A 1249-nucleotide genomic window follows, 5' to 3' on the forward strand; every position below is an offset into this window, starting at 1 on the left:
CCGGTGTCGAGGTACGCCAGCCACCACGGCTGGGCCGGGGTGTGCGTGGTGAGGTCCTCGACCAGGGCGTGCTCGTAGGCGGCGGCGGTGACGTCGTCGGCCTGGTAGGTGGTGGCGTAGGCGTCGAAGACCAGCGGGATGGCGGTGGTGATCGAGACGCCGGCAGTGGTGTGACCGGCGATCCAGCCCACGTCGGCGGCGGCGCCGATGCGCCAACTCCGCCCGTCCTTGCTGACCTGCACACCGCTATTCAAACCGCTGCTGCGACGGTTGGCGTAGGAATCGGGCTGGTCGCGGAACGGCTGGCGGTGACCCCGTTATGGGCAGTCACGCCGTACGCCTCCCCCGTTACCTTTTTGATCGTCCCCAGCCGGGACCCTCGGTTGCCCGGCCCGGTATGACTTCCTGCCCCTGTCGCTTGCATGATCCGGGGGGTGTTGTCGCCGGGGCGGGTGGCGTCGGCGGACCGCTGATAGGGACACGGCCACCCGTGTTGGGGTAGGTCTCTCCGTAACGTGGCTGCCGGCCGTCCGACGCCTGGACCAGCGGCCGAGGCCACGGGATCGATGCGTGGAGGCGGGTGTGGTGAACGACGGATGCGGCGTCTACCTCGGCTTGGACGTCGGTAAAGGTGATCATCACGCGGTTGGGTTGGCCCCGGACGGCAAGCGGCTGCACGACGCGCCGTTGCCGAACACCGAGGCCCGACTGCGGCAGCTGTTCGACAAACTGGCCCGGCATGGCCGGATTCTGGTGGTGGTCGACCAGCCGGCATCGATTGGCGCCCTGCCGATCGCGGTCGCCCGGGCGTGCGGGCATCAGGTGGCCTACCTGCCCGGTCTGGCCATGCGCCGTATCGCTGACCTGCACCCCGGTGCGGCGAAGACCGACGCTCGCGACGCCTACGTCATTGCTGATGCCGCCCGGGCCCTGCCGCACACGCTGCGGCGGGTCGATGTCGGCGACGAGGCTCTGGCTGAGTTGGAAGTCCTGGTCGGCTTCGACGACGACCTGGCCGGCGAGGCCACCCGGATCTCGAACCGCATCCGGGGACTACTCACTCAGATCCACCCCGCTCTGGTCTGCTGTGCCGACCCTTGCCGGTATCTGGTGGCCCCCGCAGAAAGCCCGGTAGGTTCGGCTGTCGAGCACTTCTACTGTCATCGATTGGAGATGCCGGCTACGTGTCGCAGGTCGAGAGAATCACCGGTGAGTTCCGCGCGTTGATGACCGGGGTCGAACGCGCGCA

General features: G+C 68.5%; 1 protein-coding gene and 1 pseudogene. One reads left to right on the forward strand and one right to left on the reverse strand.

Annotation, left to right across the window (positions count from 1 at the left end):
* The coding region (locus AB0B91_RS66175) for a hypothetical protein (RefSeq protein ID WP_358343276.1) at positions 1–242 on the reverse strand (242 nt) is incomplete at its 3' end.
* Positions 243–585: 343 nt separating this feature from the next.
* On the opposite strand from AB0B91_RS66175, the pseudogene AB0B91_RS66180 reads away from it, so the two are divergent.
* Positions 586–1080: pseudogene (locus AB0B91_RS66180) on the forward strand (IS110 family transposase); the annotation flags it as partial.
* Between the last annotated feature and the right edge of the window lie 169 nt (positions 1081–1249).

Source organism: Nonomuraea sp. NPDC049141 (assembly GCF_040648415.1).
GTDB lineage: Bacteria > Actinomycetota > Actinomycetes > Streptosporangiales > Streptosporangiaceae > Nonomuraea.